This is a genomic window from Klebsiella sp. CN_Kp097 (assembly GCF_040064495.1).
Taxonomy (GTDB): domain Bacteria; phylum Pseudomonadota; class Gammaproteobacteria; order Enterobacterales; family Enterobacteriaceae; genus Klebsiella; species Klebsiella aerogenes.
Window position 1 is genome coordinate 65936 of record NZ_JBEAIL010000004.1, and the last position, 14473, is coordinate 80408.

Sequence of the window (14473 nt, forward strand, 5' to 3'; positions counted from 1 at the left end):
AAGGATGAAGGGTTTATCACTTATTCCGATAGATTATAAATATATAATCAATTTTATTTTTAAACCAGCCAGTCGTATTCTTTGCCCAGACAAAGGAGAAGGTTATGACAGCACTCACTTTACCCACTAAACATCGCACCCTGTGGCATTTCGTCCCAGGCCTGGCGCTGACCGCCGCGTTGACCGGCGCCGCCCTGTGGGCAGGCAGTTTCCCTGCTATCGCCGGCGCGGGCTTCAGCGCGCTGACGCTGGCTATTTTGTTCGGCATGGTGGTCGGTAACACCGTTTATCCCAAAATTTGGCAGTCCTGCGACGGCGGGGTGATTTTCGCCAAGCAGTATCTGCTGCGCCTGGGGATCATTCTTTATGGTTTTCGTCTGACGTTTGCCCAGATTGCTGACGTCGGCGTCAGCGGGATCCTGATTGACGTACTGACGCTGTCCAGCACTTTCTTTATCGCCTGTTTCCTCGGGCAGAAGGTTTTCGGGCTCGATAAACATACCAGCTGGCTTATCGGCGCCGGTAGCAGCATCTGCGGCGCCGCGGCGGTCCTGGCCACCGAGCCGGTCGTCAAAGCCGAAGCCAGTAAAGTGACGGTCGCCGTGGCGACAGTGGTTATCTTCGGTACTATCGCTATCTTCCTCTACCCGGCGATGTACCCGCTGCTGGCGCACTGGTTCACTCCGGAAGCCTACGGCATCTATATGGGCTCCACCATGCATGAAGTCGCTCAGGTGGTCGCCGCCGGTCATGCGGTTAGCCCGGACGCCGAAAATGCGGCGGTTATCGCCAAAATGCTGCGCGTGATGATGCTGGCTCCGTTCCTGCTGTTCATTGCTGCTCGTGTGAAACAACTGGCGCCAGCCGGTAACGGCGAAAAGAGCAAAATTACCATTCCGTGGTTTGCCATTCTGTTTATTCTGGTGGCGGTATTTAACTCCTTCCACCTGCTGCCGAAAGCCGTCGTCGATATGCTGGTCACCCTCGATACCGTACTGCTGGCGATGGCGATGGCCGCGCTGGGCTTAACCACCCACGTCAGCGCACTGAAAAAAGCCGGTGCGAAGCCGCTGCTGATGGCGCTGATGCTGTTCGTCTGGCTGATTGTTGGCGGCGGCGCGATTAACTTCGCTATCCACCACCTGATTGGCTAAGCAGTAAGTTTTCTCGTCGATATTCATTCATTGCTGTAACTCTCCGGTTAAGCCGCTATCATTACCCTCCCCCCAGCGGCTTAACTGGAGTTTTTTTATGAAATATATTGGAGCGCACGTTAGCGCCTCCGGCGGGCTGGCCAATGCCGCCATCCGCGCCGCCGAAATCGAAGCGACCGCCTTCGCCCTGTTCACCAAAAATCAGCGTCAATGGCGCGCCGCGCCGCTCACCGACGAAGCGATTGCCGAATTCAAAGCCGCCTGCGAAAAATATCACTTCGGCCCGGGGCAAATCCTGCCGCACGACAGCTACCTGATTAACCTCGGTCACCCGGTCGAAGAAGCGCTGGAGAAATCCCGCGAGGCGTTTATCGATGAATTAACCCGCTGCCAGCAGTTGGGATTAACGCTGCTCAACTTCCATCCGGGCAGCCACCTGCAGCAGATCCCGGAAGATGAATGCCTGGCGCGTATCGCTGAATCCATCAACATCGCGCTGGCGAAAACCGAAGGCGTAACCGCGGTTATCGAAAATACCGCCGGTCAGGGCAGTAACCTCGGTTTTAAATTTGAGCATCTTGCCGCCATCATTGACGGCGTTGAAGACAAATCCCGCGTTGGCGTCTGCATCGATACCTGCCACGCTTTCGCCGCCGGCTATGACCTACGCAGCGCGGAGGAGTGTGAAAAGACCTTCGCCGAATTCGAACGGATCGTCGGCTTCCGGTATCTGCGCGGCATGCACCTGAATGATGCCAAAAGCGCTTTTGGCAGCCGCGTCGACCGTCACCATAGCCTGGGTGAAGGCAATATCGGCCATGATGCTTTTCGTTGGATCATGCAGGATAACCGTTTCGATGGTATCCCGCTGATTCTGGAAACCATTAACCCGGATATCTGGGCGGAAGAAATTGCCTGGCTGCGGGCGCAGCAGACCGCCGAAGTGGCCTGAATCCAGACACAAAAAAAGGGCCGACAAATCGGCCCTTTTTTATTGCGCTTATATTACGCCGCTTTTTCAGCTTCCGCCGCCGGCGCTTCCGGGCGCTTCAGCACCGCGTAAGAGAGACCCGCAACCAGCGTACCGGCAATAATCGCCAGCAGATAACCCAGCACCGGAGTGATGGCGCCTGGGATCAGCAGAACGAACAGACCGCCATGCGGCGCCATCAGTTTCGCGCCTACCGCCATCGAGATAGCGCCGGTCACCGCGCCGCCAACGATACAGCAAGGCAGTACGCGCATCGGGTCACGTGCGGCGAATGGAATCGCCCCTTCGGTAATGAAGCACAGACCCAGAACCAGCGCCGCTTTACCGCCTTCACGCTGTGATTTGTCGAACTTGTTGCGGGCAATCAGCGTCGCCAGGCCAAGCGCCAGCGGTGGCACCATACCGGCCGCCATAATCGCCGCCATCGGCGCGTAGGTTTGAGTACTCAACAGACCCACACCGAAAGCATAAGCCGCTTTGTTCACCGGGCCGCCCATATCGGTACACATCATGCCGCCAAGGATCGCGCCGAGCAGCACCGCGTTCGCCGTCCCCATGGTTTGCAGCCAGTGGGTGAGCCAGGCCAGGATACCCGCCACCGGTTTACCGATCAGGTAGATCATCGCCAGACCAACAATCAGGCTGGAAATCAGTGGAATGATCAGAATCGGCTTCAACGCTTCCATACTCTGCGGCAGTTTCAGCTTAGTACTGATTAACTTCGCCACATAACCGGCAAGGAAACCGGCGATAATACCGCCGATGAAGCCGGAACCGCCGCTCACGGCCAGCATACCGCCGATAAGACCAGGCGTCAGACCCGGACGGTCAGCGATGGAGAACGCGATAAAGCCTGCCAGTACCGGCACCATCAGCGCAAAGGCTGAACCGCCGCCGATTTGCATCAACGCCGCCGCCATGGTGTCTTTCACTTCAAACGCTTTAATACCGAACGCGAACGACAGCGCGATACACAGACCGCCCGCGACCACCATCGGCAGCATGTAGGAGACGCCGGTCAGCAGGTGACGATAGGCGCCAGCCGACTCTTTTTTACCGTCACCGGAGGCCTGCGGTTTGCCGGATGGCTGGTACGGCTTCGCTTCAGCAACGGCTTTATCCAGCTCCTGCGCGGTTTTCTTCAGCGCCAGTCCGGTGGTGGTGCGATACATCGGTTTACCTGCGAACTTCGCCAGATCGACTTCGATATCGGCGGCGACGATCACCAGATCCGCCTGCTCCACCTCTTCCGGAGTAATGGCATTACCGGCCCCCACGGAACCACGGGTTTCCACTTTCACCCACCAGCCGCGTTTTTTAGCCTCGGTTTCAATGGCTTCCGCCGCCATAAAGGTATGAGCTACGCCGGTCGGACAAGCGGTAACGGCGACAATACGTTTCTGCCCCTGGGCGGCGGCCGGAACGGCTACCGCCGCTGGCGCAACGTACGGCTTAGCGTGATCTTTCGCTTCACCCAGGAACAGCTCCGGATGGGCGACAGCACGGTTAATATCGCCCAGAAAGACGTTTTTACCATTCAGCGCGCTATCGGCCGGCAGCGCGGTCCCCAGTACGATGGCCAGTTCGGCATCGTTCGGGTTATCAATCAGCTCAAGGTGCGCTTTCTGCGCCGCGGCGCTGAGCAGGGTCTTCGCCATGTAGGCGCGAGCCTGGCCAAGCCCGGCATCAATAATCAGCAGCGTTTTCATTATGCCTCTCCTGCTGTCAATTAAAGGGTTGTAAGTCGACGCGCGCCATCATTGCGGCCAACTGGGTACGATCGGTAATGCCAACGTTGCTCTGGCTGACGGCCAGGGCGGCGACGGCGGTCGCCAGGCGCAGGGTATGCTCGCTGGATTCACGCATCAGCAGGCCGTAAATCAGGCCGCCGACCATCGAATCACCGGCGCCGACGGTGCTGACGACCTCTACTGAAGGCGGTTTGGCAATCCATTCGCCGGAGGCGTTAACCCACAGCGCGCCCTCTTCGCCTAACGAAATCACCACGTGGGCGATACCTTGCTCGCGCAGCGCATGGGCGGCGTCGATAACATCTTTCATCTCCGGCAACTTGCAGCCAGCCCAGATTTCCAGCTCGCGACGGTTTGGTTTTACCAGCCACGGCGCGGCTTTCAGCCCTGCAACCAGCGCTTCACGGCTGCTATCGAAAATAATGCACGGGCACTGGCTGCGCAGGCGCGTCATCCAGTCGGTAAAGGCTTCCGGACTCACGCCGGACGGCAGGCTGCCGCTGACGCAAACCATATCGAACTGCCCCAGCCAGCTCAGAGAATCATTAACGAAACGCTCCCAGTCCGCCGGGGTCACTTCGAAACCGGAGAAGTTGAAATCGGTCACTTCGCCATCTTTTTCCGTCAGCTTGACGTTAATACGGGTACGCCCCTGCACCACCTGGAAGCGGTTGGCGATACCCAGCTCGCTAAACAGCTGCTGGAAGCCATCCTGGTTATCTTTACCGAGGAAGCCGCCGACGGTGACGTCGATGCCAAGATCTTTCAGCACCTTCGCCACGTTGATACCTTTGCCTGCCGCATGCAGGCCGGTAGTACGTACCAGGTTCACTTCGCCACGTTCGATTTCCGGGGTGAAACCCACCAGGTCGTATGCCGGATTTAAAGTAATCGTTGCTACACGTCTGCTCATTTATGCGCCCTCCCCAAGGCCTGCGGCGATCGCTTCGCCAATCGCATCCAGCGCTTGTTGCGCATCTTCACCCTGCGCGGTAAAACGCAGACGGTGACCTTTTTTCACACCCAGCGCCACGACCTTCATCAGGCTGCGGCCATTGGCCGGCTTGCCGGAACCATCGAGGTTGGTAACGGTAATGTCGCTGGAGAATTGTTTAATCGTATTAACCAGCATCGTGCCCGGACGTGCGTGCAGCCCGTGCTCGTTGCGTACCACAAACTCGGCGTTCAGCACGTCTTCAGCAATGGCGTCGTCGCTGGTCAGCAGCGCCAGCAGCGTGGCGGCGTCGGCTTTTAGCAGATGCTCCGCTTTTTTATCAATAAGCAGATTGCTCAGGCGATTAAGCACCGCGGTCGGCTGCTCATCGGCCATCGCGACGGTGATCAGCAGCGCCACCGGCTGCCCGTCAGCGGTAAACGCATTGGCGGCGCGACTCACGGCAACGGCGCTGCGCAGGTTGCCTTCCGCACAGTCGTTCAACCAGATCCCCTGGCCCAGGTTGAGCGGCGCATCATTAATAGTGCGGCTGACGAAATCGGCGTTTACCGCCCCTGCCTCTTTCAGCCGCGCGGCGTTCAGCGCCTGCAGCGTCAGCAGATCGTTGGCGACCACGTCGAGGCTCAACGTTTCGTTGTCGAGCTTCAGCGCTTCGCTTTGCTTTTCGCCCATCAGCAGAGCGCGCAGTTCTTCTGCGGTGGTGACGGTTCTCAACTTTTCAGCCACCGAATCGTCGCTCAGGACGTGCGTCAACTGACGCAGCAGACCGAGGTGCTCGTCGGAGCTGGCGGCAATACCGATCGCCACATAAGCGGTTTGTCCTTCTCCCCAGGTCACGCCTTGCGGGAACTGATACACCTGTACGCCCGTTTTCAGAACCTGGTCGCGGGTATCGGTGGTGCCGTGCGGAATAGCGATGCCATTGCCGAGGAAAGTGGAGGTCTGCTGCTCGCGGGCAAGCATACCGTTAACGTAGCCGTCAGCCACATTACCCGCGCTAACCAGCGCGCCAGCAATCTGACGTATTGCCTCTTCTTTATTCGCGGCCTGCTGGCCGGGATGGATATCCTGTACAGATAACTGGAACATAGTTCTCCTCTCCGCTGAATTGAATCGTTTCAGCTAACATGAGAAAAAATACGCCACCCGATGACTGGATAATACTCTGATGACGCTGAAACGTTTCAATGAGTCTGTACCTTTCTTGCGCACTGCGCAAGTAAACTCCGAAGGCTGATAACAGAATTTAGAGATACCGCACATTTTTGCTGAAGCTAATGGTGAAATGCGCCATTGGCTTCAGCATTTTGCTGAACAACATAATTTGAAACGCCTTTTTAATTTTTCGTGCCATACCACTATTTATTTTATGGGTGTCGGCGTAAACTTCGCCTCTCCTGAAACCAATGATATTCCAGCATGCAAAACAGTAGCGCCGCCCTTCCCCGCCGCGGGTTCGACTTAACCTCCTCCGCTTTTCTTATCGTCGCCTTTCTGACGGGGATCGCCGGAGCCTTACAAACCCCGACCCTGAGCCTGTTTCTGACCAATGAGGTGCACGTGCGCCCGGCAATGGTCGGCTTCTTTTTTACCGGCAGCGCGGTCATCGGCATTCTGGTAAGTCAGTTTCTTGCCGGGCGTTCCGATCGTAAAGGCGATCGCAAGCAGCTGATTGTCGCCTGCTGCCTGCTGGGGGTGCTGGCCTGCGTGCTGTTCGCCTGGAACCGCAACTACTTTATTCTGCTGTTCGTCGGCGTCTTTCTCAGTAGTTTTGGCTCCACCGCCAACCCACAAATGTTCGCCCTCGCCCGCGAGCACGCGGACAAAACCGGGCGCGAGGCGGTGATGTTCAGCTCCATTCTGCGCGCGCAGGTCTCGCTGGCGTGGGTGATCGGCCCGCCGCTGGCCTACGCGCTGGCGATGGGTTTTGGTTTTACCGTGATGTATCTCAGCGCCGCCGTGGCGTTTATCGTCTGCGCGCTGATGGTCTGGTTCTTCCTGCCCAGCATGCGTAAAGAGAGCAAAACCGCCGGTGGTCATCTTGAAGCGCCGCGCACCAACCGCCGCGATGCGCTGCTGCTGTTCAGCATCTGTACGTTAATGTGGGGCACCAACAGCCTCTATATCATTAATATGCCGCTGTTTATCATTAATGAACTGCATCTGCCGGAGAAACTGGCCGGGCTGATGATGGGGACCGCCGCCGGGCTGGAAATCCCCACCATGCTGATTGCCGGTTATTACGCGAAACGTTTTGGAAAGCGCTTGCTGATGCGCATTGCCGCGCTTGCCGGACTGCTGTTTTATGTCGGTATGCTGACTGTCCATACCCCGGCTCTGTTGCTGGCGATGCAGGCGCTGAACGCGATTTACATCGGGATCCTGGCCGGTATCGGTATGCTCTATTTTCAGGATCTGATGCCGGGCCAGGCGGGCGCGGCGACCACGCTGTATACCAATACCACGCGCGTCGGCTGGATCATCGCCGGCTCGCTGGCGGGCGTTGTCGCGGAAATCTGGAGCTATCACGCGGTGTTCTGGATTGCGCTGGCGATGGGAATTATCGCCCAGGGCTGCCTGTGGCGGATTAAAGACGTTTAAGGCGCGGTCAGCGCTTCGAGATGAATAAGATAAGCCATCGCCTGCTGACGCGTGCTGCCGCACATTTCCGCGGCCGGCTGTAAACCTGCACAGACTTTAGGGCGCAGCGGCGAGGCAAAAATCTTGCAGCGCAGATGTTCATCCAGCTGCACGCATGGGGTGTTGGCCGGCTTGCCGTCAGGCATTCCGGGAATGGGGCTTGAGATGGACGGCGCGGTGCAACAGGCTCCGCAGTCCGGGCGACATTCCATACCTAACTCCTTAATGAGTGGGAGGCGGACAGTAGCAAAATATCGCCCGTCAGGAAAGCTGAAGCTGGCGACACGGCTTTTTCAGCAGCGCCGATCGAAGATTTGCCAGGAGATAGCAAAAGTCGCGAATTCCGCTTGCCTGAAAGGCCCGGCGCGAGTAGTTTTACGCGATATTTTTGACCCTTTAAGTGACAGGATTACTGCAATGCCAAGAGCGAATGAAATTAAAAAAGGTATGGTGCTGAATTACAACGGCAAACTGCTGATTGTTAAAAATATTGATATTCAGTCGCCAAGCGCCCGTGGCGCAGCAACGCTGTATAAAATGCGTTTTTCCGACGTGCGTACCGGCCTGAAAGTAGAAGAACGTTTTAAGGGCGACGACATCGTTGATACCGTTACCCTGACCCGTCGTTTCGTTGACTTCTCCTACGTCGATGGCAACGAATACGTGTTCATGGATAAAGAAGACTATACCCCGTATACCTTCACCAAAGAGCAGATCGAAGAAGAGCTGCAGTTTATCCCGGAAGGCGGCATGCCGGATATGCAGGTTTTGACCTGGGATGGCCAGCTGCTGGCGCTGGAGCTGCCGCAAACCGTTGACCTGGAAATCGTAGAAACCGCGCCGGGAATCAAAGGCGCTTCCGCCAGTTCGCGCACCAAACCGGCCACCATGAGCACCGGGTTGGTGATTCAGGTTCCGGAATACCTGACCAGCGGCGAGAAAATCCGCATTCATATCGAAGAGTGCCGCTATATGGGCCGCGCGGACTAACCTCCCGCCTCTGACGGTTGCCAGGCCCAGCGTCACGCAGGCCGGACTCTTCCCGGATAGCGGCGCTGCGCGCCTTATCCGGGCTACACAACCCGCGACGTTCGGTAGTTCGGTAGCCCGGCTAAGCGTAGCGCAGGCCGGGGAATGTCCCGGATGGCGGCGCTGCGCGCCTTATCCAGGCTACCCGCTGCCAATATCAGGCACAAAAAAGGACAGCCGTTGGCTGTCCTTTTGCTTTCCCTCACGCCACGATTACAGCAGCTCAGGGTATTTGGTCATCTTCAGCGCCAGCTCAACGCCGCGCACTTCCGCCATGCTTTTCAGACGGCCAATCGCCGAATAACCGGGGTTGGTTTTCTTACGCAGATCGTCAAGCATTTGATGCCCATGATCCGGACGGAACGGGATCGGGCGCAGATCGCCGGCTTTCTTACGACGCAGCTCTTCACTCAAAATCGCATCAACCACCGCCACCATATTGACGTCACCGTTCAGGTGCGCCGCCTCGTGGAAGGTTTTAGGATTCTCTTCACGGCAGGTAGAACGCAAATGGGTAAAGTGGATACGATCGCCGAAGGTTTCCACCATCTTCACCAGATCGTTATCGGCACGCACGCCGTAGGATCCGGTACACATGGTAAAGCCGTTATAAATGCTGTCCACCGTCTCTTTCAACCACTGCATATCTTCGATAGTCGACACGATACGCGGCAGGCCGAGGATCGGACGCGGCGGATCGTCCGGGTGAACCGCCAGGCGCACGCCGACTTCTTCGCACACCGGCACAATCGCCCGCAGGAAGTAAGCCATGTTCTCACGCAATTGCGCTTTATCGATATGGTCATACTCCGCCAGACGTGCGCGGAACTGATCGAGGGTATAGCCCTCTTCCGCTCCCGGCAGACCAGCGATGATATTGCGGGTCAGCTTGTCGATATCCGCCGCGCTCATCGCCTTAAAGTAAACGTCCGCTTGCTGCTGTTCTTCAGCGCTATAGTCAGCTTCGGCGCCCGGGCGTTTAAGGATGTGCAGTTCAAAAGCGGCGAAAGCAATCTGGTCAAAACGCAGCGCTTTGGAGCCATCAGCCAGCTGATATTCCAGATCGGTACGCGTCCAGTCCAGAATCGGCATGAAGTTATAGCACACGGTATCAATACCGCAGGCCGCCAGATTGCGGATGCTCTGCTGATAGTTGGCAATCCACTTCTCATATTGCCCGCTGTGAGTTTTGATATCCTCGTGCACCGGGATACTCTCAACAACCGACCAGCTCAGGCCTTTTTCCGTCAGTAGCGCTAAACGCTGTTGGATCTCTTCTACCGGCCAGACCTGGCCATTCGGAATATGATGCAACGCGGTCACGACACCCGTGGCGCCCGCCTGGCGCACATCATCAAGCGATACCGGATCGTTAGGTCCATACCAACGCCAGGTTTGCTCCATCGCAATGCCCTCTTTAAGTTGTTATACCAATAATGTGGAACATCATGACGACTACCATACATGCTTCTGCTGAATGGTCAATTTCCCCCGTAGCATTGATTGATCCAGCTCACACTAAGCGGATAAATTCGGCTTACCAATTTAAATTGTTGTCATATAACTTTACACTACCTCATGTTAATCATTGGTTAATCAGGTGTATAAAAATGACAACTATCGCTACCGCCGCGCTGCCAGCAGGCGTGCAACTTCCGCAATACGATCGCCGCCAATTGCGCTCGCGTATCGTGCACCTTGGTTTTGGCGCATTTCACCGTGCGCATCAGGCGCTGCTAACCGACCGGGTGCTTAACGCCAGCGGCGGCGACTGGGGAATTTGTGAAATCAGCCTGTTCAGCGGCGATAAGCTGATGAGCCAACTGCGTGCGCAAGACCACCTGTTTACGGTGCTGGAAAAAGGCGCTGAGGGTAACCAACCGATCGTGGTTGGCGCAGTACATGAATGCCTGAACGCCAAACTTGATTCGCTGGCAGCAATTATCGAAAAATTTTGCGAACCGCAGGTGGCTATCGTTTCGCTGACGATTACTGAGAAAGGTTATTGCATCGATCCGGCCACCGGTAAACTGGACCCAACCCAGCCGCGCATCGTTCACGATCTGGAAAACCCGACGCTGCCGCAGTCGGCTCCCGGTATTTTAGTTGAAGCGCTCAATCGCCGCCGCGAACGCGGACTCGCTCCCTTTACCGTACTCTCCTGCGACAATATTCCCGACAATGGTCACGTCGTGAAAAACGCCGTCCTCGGCATGGCTGAGAAACGTAGTCAGGAGCTGGCCAACTGGATTGCTGAACATGTCAGCTTTCCCGGCACCATGGTTGACCGCATCGTGCCAGCCGCCACCGAAGAATCTCTGGCTGAGATTGCCTCCGTGCTGGGCGTTGAAGATCCCTGCGCCATCAGCTGCGAACCGTTTATTCAATGGGTGGTGGAAGACAATTTTGTCGCCGGGCGTCCAGCCTGGGAAACCGCGGGCGTACAGATGACCCGCGACGTCCTGCCGTGGGAACAAATGAAACTGCGCATGCTCAACGGTAGCCACTCCTTCCTCGCCTGGCTGGGCTACCTGGCGGGGCATGCGCACGTTAGCGACTGCATAAAGGACGATGTTTTCCGCCATGCCGCCCGTCGCCTGATGCTTGATGAACAAGCGCCAACGCTATCTATCACCGGTGTGGATTTAGTTGCCTATGCCGACAGCCTGATAACGCGCTTCGCCAATCCGGCGTTAAAACATCGCACCTGGCAAATAGCCATGGACGGCAGCCAAAAGCTGCCGCAGCGGATGCTCGATAGTATACGCGTTCATCTGGCAAACGACAGCCGCTGGCCACTGCTGGCGCTGGGCGTGGCGGGCTGGATGCGTTACGTAAGCGGCGTCGACGACGCCGGGCAAGCCATTGACGTGCGCGACCCGCTAGTCGACAAAATCAAACGGTTGGTTGACGCCAGCCAGCAAGAGGAACGCGTCAGCGCCCTGCTTGGCCTGGAAGAGATATTTGGCAAAGATCTGCCGGGCAACCCGCAGTTTGTTGCTGAAATCACTTCAGCCTGGCAGCAACTGACAACATTCGGCTCCCGCCAGGCCGTGGCTAACGCTCTGCATAGTTAACAATTTCTGCTGTTTAGCGGACAGAATGTTTTTCTGTCCGCAGTAACCCTTCTCTTTTTCCCCTTTTTTCGTCAGGATAGTCTCAACTGTTACAACATTACATTTCTATGCTGGAGGGGATGTGACCAAAACTAACCTGATCACGGGCTTTCTCGGCAGCGGCAAAACAACCTCGATTCTTCATTTACTGGCCCACAAGCCTGCAAATGAAAAATGGGCCGTGCTGGTCAACGAGTTCGGCGAAGTCGGCATCGACGGCGCCCTGCTGGCGGAAAGCGGCGCGTTGCTAAAAGAGATCCCCGGCGGCTGCATGTGCTGCGTCAACGGTCTGCCAATGCAGGTTGGGCTCAATACGCTGTTGCGCCAGGGAAAGCCCGATCGTCTGCTGATTGAACCAACCGGACTGGGTCATCCCAGGCAGATCCTTGATATCCTCACCGCTGCGGTCTACGAGCCGTGGATCGATCTGCGCGCGACGCTGTGCATTCTCGATCCGCGCCAGCTGTTGGAGGAAAAGATCGTGGCCAATGATAATTTCCGCGATCAGCTGGCCGCAGCCGATATCATCGTCGCCAATAAAAGCGATCGGGCGACGCCGGAAAGCGAGGCCGCTTTTGCCAACTGGTGGCAACAGTACGGGGGCGAGCGCCTGCAGGTGAACGCCACCCAGGGTAACATCGAGCTCGCGCTGCTGGATCTCCCGCGCCGTAACACCGCCCCGCTGCCGGCAAGCCCGGACCACGTGCATAGTCACGGGCAAAAGCAGGGTCTGGCGGCGTTAAATTTGCCGGCACATCAACGCTGGCGTCGCAGCGTTAACAGTGGTCAGGGATACCATGCCTGCGGCTGGATTTTTGATGCTGATACCCAATTTGACACCGTTGGGTTGCTGGAATGGGCGCGTCTGGCGCCGGTTGGCCGGGTGAAAGGCGTGATGCGAATTGCCGAGGGTCTGGTGCGTATCAACCGCCAGGGACTCGATCTGCATATCGAAACCCAAAACGCGCCGCCGCCGGATAGCCGCATCGAACTGATTTGTGAATCAGACGTTGACTGGAATGCCCTGCAGTCCTCGCTGTTGAAGCTTCGTTTAAGTTAATGCGGCTATGTTTGGCCGCTGTTTAAAAAAATCGCATCTGTTATGACTAAAAACCGTATTCCCCTTATCTTGCTGCTGAACGTCGCGGGCGTAGCCTTATTTTGTTCCTGGTATCTACCGGCAAATCACGGTTTCTGGTTCCCGCTTGACTCGGCTATTTTTCACTTCTTTAACCAGGGCGTCAGCACCAATCGCGCGTATGCCTGGCTGTTAGCCATTATCAACAATCGCGCGTTCGACGCCTGCTCGCTGCTGGCGATGGGCTGCCTGATGCTCAGTTTCTGGATCAAAGCGCAGAGCGCTGAGCGCCGCCGCATAATCATTATGGGGCTGGTGATGTTGCTCGCAGCGGTAATTATCAATCAACTTGCCCAGCATCTGATGCCGGTAAAACGCGCTAGCCCTTCGCTGTTCTTTACGGATATTACGAAAGTCAGCGACGTGGTCTCACTGCCCACCAAAGACGCTTCAAAAGATAGCTTCCCGGGCGACCATGGCATGATGCTGCTCATTTTCGCCTCGTTTATGTGGCGATATTTCGGCCGCCGGGCATTTACCATTTCACTGATTATTTTTGTGGTTTTTGCTTTCCCGCGAGTGATGATCGGCGCCCATTGGTTCACCGATATTGCCGTAGGTTCACTCAGCGCGGTGCTGATTGGCGCGCCATGGGTATTAATGACCTCGCTTTCCGATAAGGCCATCGCCTGGTTTGACCGTTCGCTTCCGGGTGGAATAGCAAAAAATTAAGATCATTTTTACATTTTATTAATATTATCCATAAGGGGTCGTTCTGACCCCTTTTTTTATATTTGCTGATGATTTATTCGCGACATCATCTTCCTGTCACATTAATCATCATTGAAATGAAGATATTGCATATTTTTCAGCCAAAAAAGGCGCTATTTTCCCCTTTGCCGATGATTCACTTTTGGTCGCAAAAATACTTATAAGAAATCGCGCAAAACCGCTCGCCATCCCACGTTTGATAGGGTAATCTCTTTCTCGTTTTGCCTTCCCAAGCAACACAATTCATCATCCAAATAAATTTGTGCGGTACTCCACATTTTTAGGCTTAAGGAATTGTCTCATTGCTTTCTGGAATCTAGGCTCTACCACGTTTGGCATTTTTTATAACGACATTGTCGTTAAGGACAACAAGGGAAAATAAACATAATGGTCAAATCTCAGCCGATTTTGAGATATATCTTGCGGGTCGCCCCCGCGATTGCAGTTGCGGTTCTGCTTTCCGCGTGTAGTTCAACAAGTACCGCCAAGAATATGCATTCTGAGACGCATGCTGTGGGTAGTGGAGATTTATCATCACTGCAAGCTTCTCAGGATGAATTTGAAAAAATGGTCAGCAACCTGGACGTGAAGTCCCGTTTGATGGACCAGTATGCTAGCTGGAAAGGCGTGCGTTACCGCCTTGGCGGCAGCACCCGGAAAGGGATCGATTGCTCGGCATTCGTGCAGCGTACTTTCCGTGAACAATTTGGCCTGGAGCTGCCACGCTCAACTTCCGAGCAACAGGATTCCGGCAAATCGATTTCGCGCACTCAACTGCGTACCGGCGATTTAGTGCTGTTCCGCGCTGGCTCTACGGGTCGTCATGTTGGTATCTATATCGGCAACAACCAGTTTGTTCATGCCTCTACCAGCAGCGGCGTCACCATCTCAAGCCTGGATGAGCCATACTGGAAAAAGCGCTATAACGAAGCGCGTCGCGTTCTGAGTCGTTCCTGATTCTTCTTCTTACCGTGAGTTATCCCTTGGC

The 14473-nt window shown here is 55.8% G+C and carries 13 protein-coding genes; 8 read left to right on the forward strand and 5 right to left on the reverse strand.

The window, feature by feature from the left end; translation table 11 throughout:
* The first annotated feature begins 104 nt into the window (after positions 1 to 104).
* Positions 105 to 1154 (forward strand): YeiH family protein, encoded by a 1050-nt coding sequence (locus tag ABLV07_RS05960; protein WP_020078285.1) that lies wholly within the window; start codon positions 105 to 107, stop codon positions 1152 to 1154.
* Positions 1155 to 1251: 97 nt separating this feature from the next.
* Positions 1252 to 2106: a deoxyribonuclease IV gene (nfo, locus tag ABLV07_RS05965; protein WP_032714981.1), complete on the forward strand. Its 855-nt coding sequence runs from the start codon at positions 1252 to 1254 to the stop codon at positions 2104 to 2106.
* Positions 2107 to 2159: 53 nt separating this feature from the next.
* Here the strand turns inward: nfo and fruA are convergent, their stop codons facing one another.
* The 3 genes from fruA to fruB are packed head-to-tail and all read right to left on the reverse strand — an operon-like array spanning position 2160 to position 5940.
* On the reverse strand, positions 2160 to 3854 hold the full coding sequence (fruA, locus tag ABLV07_RS05970; protein ID WP_015365696.1) for a PTS fructose transporter subunit IIBC: 1695 nt from the start codon (positions 3852 to 3854) through the stop codon (positions 2160 to 2162).
* A gap of 16 nt (positions 3855 to 3870) precedes the next feature.
* Positions 3871 to 4809 (reverse strand): 1-phosphofructokinase, encoded by a 939-nt coding sequence (fruK, locus tag ABLV07_RS05975; protein ID WP_348853354.1) that lies wholly within the window; start codon positions 4807 to 4809, stop codon positions 3871 to 3873.
* Positions 4810 to 5940, reverse strand: coding sequence for a fused PTS fructose transporter subunit IIA/HPr protein (fruB, locus tag ABLV07_RS05980; RefSeq protein ID WP_348853353.1), 1131 nt, complete (start codon positions 5938 to 5940; stop codon positions 4810 to 4812). It abuts the gene before it with no gap.
* A 330-nt stretch (positions 5941 to 6270) separates the two neighbouring features.
* Between fruB and setB the strand changes: the two genes are divergently transcribed.
* Positions 6271 to 7452, forward strand: a complete 1182-nt coding sequence (setB, locus tag ABLV07_RS05985; RefSeq protein WP_015706120.1) for a sugar efflux transporter SetB — start codon at positions 6271 to 6273, stop codon at positions 7450 to 7452.
* Here setB and ABLV07_RS05990 read toward each other — a convergent pair.
* On the reverse strand, positions 7449 to 7703 hold the full coding sequence (locus ABLV07_RS05990) for a YkgJ family cysteine cluster protein (protein ID WP_015365691.1): 255 nt from the start codon (positions 7701 to 7703) through the stop codon (positions 7449 to 7451). The two genes, setB and ABLV07_RS05990, sit on opposite strands and share 4 nt — an antisense overlap.
* 205 nt (positions 7704 to 7908) lie before the next feature.
* On the opposite strand from ABLV07_RS05990, the gene yeiP reads away from it, so the two are divergent.
* Positions 7909 to 8481, forward strand: a complete 573-nt coding sequence (gene yeiP / locus ABLV07_RS05995) for an elongation factor P-like protein YeiP (protein ID WP_015365690.1) — start codon at positions 7909 to 7911, stop codon at positions 8479 to 8481.
* Between the two features lie 252 nt (positions 8482 to 8733).
* Here yeiP and uxuA read toward each other — a convergent pair whose 3' ends face one another.
* Entirely contained in the window at positions 8734 to 9924 is a 1191-nt protein-coding gene (uxuA, locus tag ABLV07_RS06000) for a mannonate dehydratase (RefSeq protein ID WP_348853352.1), read from the reverse strand.
* Positions 9925 to 10130: 206 nt separating this feature from the next.
* On the opposite strand from uxuA, the gene ABLV07_RS06005 reads away from it, so the two are divergent.
* From ABLV07_RS06005 to mepS, 4 genes are all read left to right on the forward strand, one after another.
* Positions 10131 to 11597, forward strand: a complete 1467-nt coding sequence (locus ABLV07_RS06005) for a fructuronate reductase (protein WP_059476454.1) — start codon at positions 10131 to 10133, stop codon at positions 11595 to 11597.
* Positions 11598 to 11718: 121 nt separating this feature from the next.
* Positions 11719 to 12696, forward strand: a complete 978-nt coding sequence (locus tag ABLV07_RS06010; RefSeq protein WP_048229090.1) for a GTP-binding protein — start codon at positions 11719 to 11721, stop codon at positions 12694 to 12696.
* 42 nt (positions 12697 to 12738) lie between these two features.
* Positions 12739 to 13446, forward strand: a complete 708-nt coding sequence (locus ABLV07_RS06015; RefSeq protein WP_047041596.1) for a phosphatase PAP2 family protein — start codon at positions 12739 to 12741, stop codon at positions 13444 to 13446.
* Positions 13447 to 13872: 426 nt separating this feature from the next.
* Positions 13873 to 14442 carry a bifunctional murein DD-endopeptidase/murein LD-carboxypeptidase gene (gene mepS / locus ABLV07_RS06020; protein WP_015706124.1) on the forward strand — a complete coding sequence of 190 codons (570 nt, stop codon included), beginning with the start codon at positions 13873 to 13875 and terminating at the stop codon, positions 14440 to 14442.
* Positions 14443 to 14473: the final 31 nt, after the last annotated feature.

Bases quoted from the DNA above. Each gene is read 5' to 3' on its own strand.
- ABLV07_RS05960 (WP_020078285.1), top strand. From the start codon at position 105: ATGACAGCACTCACTTTACCCACTAAACATCGCACCCTGTGGCATTTC.
- nfo (WP_032714981.1), top strand. From the start codon at position 1,252: ATGAAATATATTGGAGCGCACGTTAGCGCCTCCGGCGGGCTGGCCAAT.
- fruA (WP_015365696.1), bottom strand. From the start codon at position 3,854: ATGAAAACGCTGCTGATTATTGATGCCGGGCTTGGCCAGGCTCGCGCC.
- fruK (WP_348853354.1), bottom strand. From the start codon at position 4,809: ATGAGCAGACGTGTAGCAACGATTACTTTAAATCCGGCATACGACCTG.
- fruB (WP_348853353.1), bottom strand. From the start codon at position 5,940: ATGTTCCAGTTATCTGTACAGGATATCCATCCCGGCCAGCAGGCCGCG.
- setB (WP_015706120.1), top strand. From the start codon at position 6,271: ATGCAAAACAGTAGCGCCGCCCTTCCCCGCCGCGGGTTCGACTTAACC.
- ABLV07_RS05990 (WP_015365691.1), bottom strand. From the start codon at position 7,703: ATGGAATGTCGCCCGGACTGCGGAGCCTGTTGCACCGCGCCGTCCATC.
- yeiP (WP_015365690.1), top strand. From the start codon at position 7,909: ATGCCAAGAGCGAATGAAATTAAAAAAGGTATGGTGCTGAATTACAAC.
- uxuA (WP_348853352.1), bottom strand. From the start codon at position 9,924: ATGGAGCAAACCTGGCGTTGGTATGGACCTAACGATCCGGTATCGCTT.
- ABLV07_RS06005 (WP_059476454.1), top strand. From the start codon at position 10,131: ATGACAACTATCGCTACCGCCGCGCTGCCAGCAGGCGTGCAACTTCCG.
- ABLV07_RS06015 (WP_047041596.1), top strand. From the start codon at position 12,739: ATGACTAAAAACCGTATTCCCCTTATCTTGCTGCTGAACGTCGCGGGC.
- mepS (WP_015706124.1), top strand. From the start codon at position 13,873: ATGGTCAAATCTCAGCCGATTTTGAGATATATCTTGCGGGTCGCCCCC.